8 protein-coding genes are annotated in these 6,960 nt (G+C 71.6%); all 8 read left to right on the top strand.

Annotated features, from left to right (window positions below):
* Positions 1 to 62: 62 nt before the first annotated feature.
* The gene (locus VFZ39_RS09375) at positions 63 to 1,697 is read left to right on the top strand and encodes a DAK2 domain-containing protein (protein ID WP_330865473.1); all 1,635 of its coding nucleotides are present in this window, start codon (positions 63 to 65) and stop codon (positions 1,695 to 1,697) included.
* Positions 1,694 to 3,913, top strand: a complete 2,220-nt coding sequence (locus VFZ39_RS09370) for an ATP-dependent DNA helicase RecG (RefSeq protein ID WP_330865472.1) — start codon at positions 1,694 to 1,696, stop codon at positions 3,911 to 3,913. Before VFZ39_RS09375 ends, VFZ39_RS09370 begins: the two co-directional genes overlap by 4 nt.
* Before the next feature lie 34 nt (positions 3,914 to 3,947).
* On the top strand, positions 3,948 to 4,559 hold the full coding sequence (rsmD, locus tag VFZ39_RS09365) for a 16S rRNA (guanine(966)-N(2))-methyltransferase RsmD (protein ID WP_330865471.1): 612 nt from the start codon (positions 3,948 to 3,950) through the stop codon (positions 4,557 to 4,559).
* 6 nt (positions 4,560 to 4,565) lie between these two features.
* Positions 4,566 to 5,060, top strand: a complete 495-nt coding sequence (gene coaD, locus VFZ39_RS09360; RefSeq protein WP_330865470.1) for a pantetheine-phosphate adenylyltransferase — start codon at positions 4,566 to 4,568, stop codon at positions 5,058 to 5,060.
* A gap of 95 nt (positions 5,061 to 5,155) precedes the next feature.
* Positions 5,156 to 5,734 (top strand): YceD family protein, encoded by a 579-nt coding sequence (locus VFZ39_RS09355; protein WP_330865474.1) that lies wholly within the window; start codon positions 5,156 to 5,158, stop codon positions 5,732 to 5,734.
* Between the two features lie 65 nt (positions 5,735 to 5,799).
* Entirely contained in the window at positions 5,800 to 5,985 is a 186-nt protein-coding gene (gene rpmF, locus VFZ39_RS09350; protein WP_330865469.1) for a 50S ribosomal protein L32, read from the top strand.
* A gap of 19 nt (positions 5,986 to 6,004) precedes the next feature.
* Positions 6,005 to 6,721 carry a ribonuclease III gene (rnc, locus tag VFZ39_RS09345; RefSeq protein WP_330865468.1) on the top strand — a complete coding sequence of 239 codons (717 nt, stop codon included), beginning with the start codon at positions 6,005 to 6,007 and terminating at the stop codon, positions 6,719 to 6,721.
* A 6-nt stretch (positions 6,722 to 6,727) separates the two neighbouring features.
* The coding region (locus VFZ39_RS09340) for a DNA-formamidopyrimidine glycosylase family protein (RefSeq protein ID WP_330865467.1) at positions 6,728 to 6,960 on the top strand (233 nt) is incomplete at its 3' end.

The raw sequence follows: 6,960 nt of genomic DNA, 5'->3' as shown, positions 1-6,960 counted from the left end.
CGGTACTAACCTGTCGCAACCGAACCGGACCGGCCCGGAACAGTCGAAGGACGCACCAGGACATGTTGGCACCCAGCAGCGGCACGATCACGCTCGAGGTCGTGCTCCGGTTCGTCGATGTCGCCACCGACGCGCTCGCCGACGCTCGCGAGGAGATCGACGCCCTGAACGTGTTCCCGGTGCCGGACGGCGACACCGGCACCAACCTCTACCTCACCGTCTCCGCTGCGCGGGACGCGATCCGGGAGGCCGCGCAGGTGGACGTCGACCTGCGGACGGCACTCGCCGCGCTCGGCCGCGGCGCCCTGCTCGGCGCGCGCGGCAACTCCGGGGTGATCCTCAGCCAGATGCTCGGCGCGATCGCCCACCGGATCAGCCGGGCGACCCCGGAGGAGCGCAACGCGGTCATCCTCGCGGAGGCGCTCGGCGAAGCCACCGACGCCAGCTATGCCGCCGTCGGGGAGCCGGTGGAGGGCACGATCCTGACCGTGGCGAGGGCGGCCGCGGACGCCGCAGCGCGGGTGGCGGGGCCCCAGGCGCGGGTCCGCGAGGTGTTCACTGCCGCAGCCGCGGCAGCGCGCGAGGCGTTGGCCCGCACTCCCGAACAGCTGGCCGCACTCCGGGACGCGGGGGTCGTGGACGCCGGTGGCCGCGGTCTCAGCGTGATCCTCGACGCGGCCGAGACGGTCCTGACCGGCCGTCGTCCACCCGTCGCCCCGTCCAGCTTCGGCAGCCACCGGATCCCCGTGCCGGTGCCCACCGACGACCTGACCGAGGACGGGCCGGCGTACGAGGTGATGTACCTGCTCGACGCCGAGGACGACCGGATCCCGCCGCTGCGCTCGGCTCTCGCGCCCTTGGGCGACTCGCTCGTCGTGGTCGGCGGCGACGGGTTGTGGAACGTCCACGTCCACGTCGACGACGTCGGTGCCGCGATCGAGGCCGGGATCAACGCGGGTCGGCCTCACCGGGTGCAGGTGACCCACTTCGCCGAACAGGTCGCGGGTGCACGTCAGCGCACGGCTGAGCGCACCGGTCGTCGGATCGTCGCGGTCGCGGCGGGGGAGGGCCTCGCGTCCCTTTTCGCCGGGGCCGGCGCCGAGGTCGTGATCGGCGGCCCGGGTCACCGCCCCAGCACCCGTGACGTCCTCGACGCGATCCTGGCCACCGGGGCGGGCGAGGTCGTGATCCTGCCCAACGACCCCGACTCCGTCCGGGTCGCCGAGATCGCCGCCCGCACCGCCGAGAGCGACGAGGGCATCCGGGTGGTCGTGGTACCGACCGTGGCCCAGGTGCAGGGACTGGCGGCGCTCGCGGTGCACGAACCGGGGCGCGCGTTCGACCAGGACGTGCTGGAGATGACCGCCACCGCTCGGCACGCGCGGCACGGGGCGGTCACGGTCGCGGCGAAGCGGGCGATGACGATGGCGGGGCCGTGCGAGCCCGGCGACGTGCTCGGCGTGGTCGAGGGCGATTTCGCCGTCATCGGCGACGACCTGTACGCCGTGGCCACCGCCGTGCTCGACCGGCTGCTCGGTGGCGGTGGCGAGCTAGTGACGATCGTGCGCGGGAAGGAGTGCGCTGTCGACCTGGCCGGGCGGTGCACGGCGTACGTCGAGGAGCACCACGCCCACGTCGACGTCCTGGTCTACGACGGAGGTCAGGACCGGTACCCGCTGCTGGTGGGTGTCGAGTGATCACGGTCGACTCCCCGGTCGCGAGCGTCTTCGGCAAGTCACACAAGAAGCGACAGCTGGTCCGCGACGGACTGGGCATCGAGACGGTCGAGGACCTGCTGTTCTACTTCCCGCGCCGCTACGTCAAGACCACGGAGGTCAGCGACGTCGCCGAGCCGGTCGAGGGTGAGGCGATCTCCGTCGTCGGCGAGGTCACCGCGAGCGAGATCAAGCCGTTCCGAGACCGGCGCACGCATCGGATGAGCTACCGGGTCGAGGTCCGGATCACGACGAACGGTCCGGACTTCTCGCTGTCCTTCTTCAGCCCCTACGACAGCCAGGCCGAGAAGGAGGCCCGCCGGATGGCGCCCGGGAAGCTCGGGATGTTCGTCGGCAAGGCCAAGCGGTTCGGCACGACCTGGCAGATCGCCCAGCCCCACTCGGTGATGTTCGACGAGGAGGGTGACGGCGGTCTCGCCGCCAGTGTGAAGGGGCTGCTGCCGATCTACCGCGTGACCTCCAAGCTCTACTCCTGGGACGTCCAGAAGGTCGTCCAGGGCGCGCTCGACCTGGTGCAGGACGTCCCGGACCCGGTGCCGGAGGACCTGCGACGTGAGCACGGGCTGCTCGACGTCATGACCGCGCTGCGCTGGATCCACGGCCCCGACGACTACCAGCAGGTCGGAGCCGCACAGAAGCGGTTCCGGTTCGAGGAGGCGTTGATCACCCAGCTGGTGCTGGCCCGTCGTCGGGCACAGCAGCGCGCCGTGGGGGCCCAGGCTCGCACCGGTGACCGTGGCGGCCTGCTGGCTGCCTTCGACGAGCGGCTGCCGTTCACGCTCACCGCGGGGCAGCGCGAGGTGGGCGCCCGGATCGAGCACGATCTCGCCGAGCCCCACCCCATGAACCGGCTGCTCCAGGGGGAGGTCGGCTCGGGCAAGACGCTGGTCGCGCTGCGCGCGATGCTGCGGGTGGTCGACAGCGACGCGCAGGCCGCGCTGCTGGCCCCGACCGAGGTGCTGGCGCAGCAGCACGCCCGGTCGATCGCGGCCATGCTCGGCGACCTTGCCTCGGGCGGCATGCTCGGGGGCTCCGCCGAGGGCACCACGATCGCCCTCCTCACCGGCTCGATGGGGGCAGCCCAGCGGCGCGAGGCGCTGGCCCGGATCGCCAGTGGCGAGGCAGGCATCGTGATCGGCACCCACGCCCTGCTCGAGGAAGCCGTCGACTTCGCCGACCTCGGCCTCGTGGTGGTCGACGAGCAGCACCGGTTCGGTGTCGAGCAGCGTGCCGCCCTGACCGACAAGGCCGGGACGCCGCCCCACGTCCTCGTCATGACCGCGACGCCGATCCCACGCACGGTCGCGATGACGGTCTTCGGCGACCTCGAGACATCGGTGCTCAGCGAGCTGCCCGCGGGCCGGGCACCCATCCAGACAAACGTCGTGCCGCTCGTCGACCACCCGCACTGGCTGGACCGGGTGTGGGAGCGGGTCCGCGAGGAGGTCGGCGCCGGCCACCAGGTCTACGTCGTGTGCCCCCGGATCAGCGGTGACGTGTCGGAGCAGGGCGAGACCGACCAGCTCGACGTCGACGAGGACGACAACGTGGTCACGCCCAAGGTCCAGCTGACCGCCGTGGAGGAGCTGCTGCCTCACCTCGAGCAGGGACCACTGGCAGGGCTCCGCCTCGCGATGCTCCACGGGAGACTGCCCGCCGACGAGAAGGACCGCACCATGCGGTCGTTCGCGGCCGGCGAGATCGACGTGCTCGTGTCCACCACCGTGATCGAGGTCGGCGTCGACGTCGCCAACGCCACCACGATGGTGCTGATGGACGCCGACCGGTTCGGGGTCTCACAGCTCCACCAGCTGCGGGGCCGCGTGGGCCGCGGCGGCCTTCCGGGGCTGTGTCTCCTGGTGTCGCGGGCCGACGACGGATCGCCGGCGCGCGAGCGCCTCGACGCGGTCGCCGCGACCACCGACGGGTTCGAGCTCAGCCGGGTCGACCTCGAGCAGCGCCGCGAGGGCGATGTCCTGGGACGCTCGCAGAGCGGGTTCCGCTCCAGTCTCCGCACGCTTCGCGTGCTCCGGGACGAGAAGACGATCATCGCGGCGCGCGAGGCCGCCGAAGCCCTGCTCGCCGCCGACGAGGACCTCGCCTCGACGCCGCAGCTCGCCCGGGCGGTGGCGCACCTCGAGCATTCACGGCAGTCTGAGTTCATGGAGAAGGCATGAGGAGCGCCGCCGAACCTCCGGGGTGTTCCAGGCCATGACTCGCATCATCGGGGGAGCTGCGGGCGGACGGCGGTTGCAGACCCAGCGGGGGATGCAGACGCGGCCCACCAGCGACCGCGTCCGCGAGGCGCTCTTCTCCAGCATCGAGTCCTGGTGCGGCTCGCTGAGCGGGCTGCGGTTCCTCGACCTGTACGCCGGCTCGGGCGCAGTCGGCCTGGAGGCGTGGTCGCGGGGGGCCGGCGTGGTCACGCTGGTCGAGCAGGACCGCCGAGCGACCGCCTTGATCCGTGAGAACGCGAAGGCGATCGGGTTCGCAGGCGCCGACCTGATCGTCTCCAGCGTCGCCACCACCCTGCGCCGGCCACCGGCAGCGCCGTACGACATCGCCTATCTCGATCCGCCGTACCCGCTCGGCTCCGAGGAGGTCGACGCGGACCTGCACGCCCTCCACGAGTTCGACTGGCTGGTCCCCGGCGCGATGGTGGTCGTCGAACGCTCGTCTCGCAGCGACTCGCCCGCCTTCCCCGGGGACTTCACCGACCTGCGTGAGCGCCGCTACGGCGAGACGACGCTCTGGTACGGTCACGCCGCCACGAGCGCGGCCAACCGGTCGACCAGCATCGCGCCCAGCCAGGACCAGGAGTAGCCACTAGTGCGCCGAGCAGTCTGCCCCGGGTCGTTCGACCCGGTGACACACGGTCACCTCGACGTCATCGGACGCGCCGCCGGCCTCTTCGACGAGGTCGTGGTGGCCGTCGGGGTGAACCCGTCGAAGCGGAGCCGGCTCTTCAGCGCCGACGAGCGCCTCGACATGCTGCGGCAGGCGTGCTCGACCTGGGACAACGTGCGGGTGTCGGCGTTCACCGGGCTGCTGACCGACTTCTGCCGCGCGGAGGGCATCGCCGCCATCGTCAAGGGGCTGCGCGCCGTCAGCGACTTCGACTACGAGCTGCAGATGGCTCAGATGAACGCCTCCCTGACCGACGTCGAGACCGTCTTCATGCCCACGAGCCCGGAGTGGTCGTTCCTCGCCTCGAGCCTGGTCAAGGAGATCGCCCAGTTCGGAGGCGACGTCTCCGGGCTGGTCCCAGACTTCGTCCACGAGGCGCTGGTGCGGCGGTTCGAGGAGTCCGACACCGCCGAGTGAGACCTGCCCGGTGGTTGCGCCACTTTGCTGCCGTGCGGCGCTGACCGTTACATTGGTACGCAGTTCTGCCGTTCCCGGACCCGGAAAGTGATCCTCTGAACAGCTTGGACCCGAGAGCGCCGCTCGTGCTCGACACCCGCGAGCTCGGTCGCCGCCCGGGGTCCCAGCACGAGGTGACCATGACGGTGCCGGCTCCAGCAGAGCTGGGCATCGAAGTCCTGCGCGTCCCCGAAGGCTCGCCGGTCCAGCTGGACCTGCGGCTCGAGGCGGTCATGGAGGGAGTGCTGGTCACGGGCGCGGCAACCGTCGCGCTCGAGGGCGAGTGCGCGCGGTGCCTGGAACAGATCGACGACGAGGTCGACGTGACGTTCCAGGAGCTGTACGTGTACTCCGACCAGCAGTCCCACGCGGCCGAGGGCGAGGAGGACGACGAGGCCAGCCGGCTCGAGGGAGACCTGCTCGACCTCGAACCACAACTGCGGGACGCGGTGGTGCTCGCACTGCCGTTCCAGCCGTTGTGCAGGGACGACTGCCCTGGGCTGTGCGTCGAGTGTGGCGCTCGCCTGGCAGACGACCCGGACCATGCACACGAGGCGGCGGTGGACCCGCGGTGGGCCGGGCTGGCCGCGGCCCTGGAGGAACCAGAGCACGACGTACAGCACGACACAGACTGACCCCGACCGGGAACCCGGGCGGGACAACAGGCCGGGAGGACCGGCCGCGGTACGAGGAGAGACAAGTGGCTGTTCCGAAGCGGAAGATGTCGCGTAGCAACACGCGTCACCGTCGCTCGCAGTGGAAGGCCGTTGCGCCGAACCTGGTGACGTGCGCCAACCCGGCGTGCGGCGCCAAGCACCTGCCGCACCGGGCGTGCGGCGAGTGCGGCCAGTACGGCGCGCGCGCCGACCGTCGTCAGGTTCTCTGAGACCTCACGTCGGTCAGGGTTGAGCAACTACGCGGAGCTGCGCGCAGCGCTGGGGGATCCGGTCCTGGACCCCGAGCTGCTTGAGCGCGCACTCACGCACCGCTCCTATGCCTACGAGAACGGTGGTCTCCCCACCAACGAACGGCTGGAGTTCCTCGGTGACGCCGTCCTCGGCGTGATCGTGACCGAGACGCTCTACCGCAGCCACCCGGAGCTCTCCGAGGGCCGCCTGGCCAAGCTGCGTGCGGCCGTGGTCAACGCCCGCGCGCTGGCCGGCGTCGGCCGAGAGATCTCACTCGGCCACTACGTCAAGCTCGGTCGCGGCGAGCAGGCCACCGGCGGCCGCAACAAGGCCTCGATCCTCTCCGACACCGTCGAGGCCGTCCTGGGCGCCATCCACCTCTCCGGCGGCTTCGCGGCGTCCGCCGTGACCATCCATCGGCTCTTCGACCCGCTCATCGAGGCGGCGTCCGCACTCGGTGCCGGGCTCGACTGGAAGACCTCGCTCCAGGAGCTGTCCGCCGAGCACGGGCTCGGCGTCCCCGAGTACGTCATCGAGGACGACGGACCGGACCACATGAAGACGTTCACCGCCCAGGTGAGGGTCGGTGACGCGCTGTACGGCAACGGCGTCGGCCGCTCCAAGAAGGAGGCCGAGCAGGCCGCGGCGGAGACGGCGTACGGCGAGATCGCGGCCGACCTCGGGGCGGCGGACATCACCGCCGACGCCGACTGAGACCCGGTGCCCGAGCTCCCCGAGGTCGAGGTCGTCCGTGCCGGCCTCGCCCGCCACGTGCTCGGCCGGACCATCACCCGGGTCGACGTACTCCACCCGCGACCCGTCCGCCGCGACCCGCGGGGTCCCGAGGGTTTCGCGCTGGCCCTCACCGGCCGCCGGATCGAGGAGGCCAGGCGGCGCGGCAAGTACCTCTGGCTGCCCCTCGACAACGGTGACGCCCTGCTCGGCCACCTCGG

This window comes from Nocardioides sp. (assembly GCF_036374615.1).
Lineage (GTDB): Bacteria > Actinomycetota > Actinomycetes > Propionibacteriales > Nocardioidaceae > Nocardioides.
Note: the sequence above shows the minus strand (reverse complement) of the source record. Positions and strands in the feature narration are given on the sequence as shown.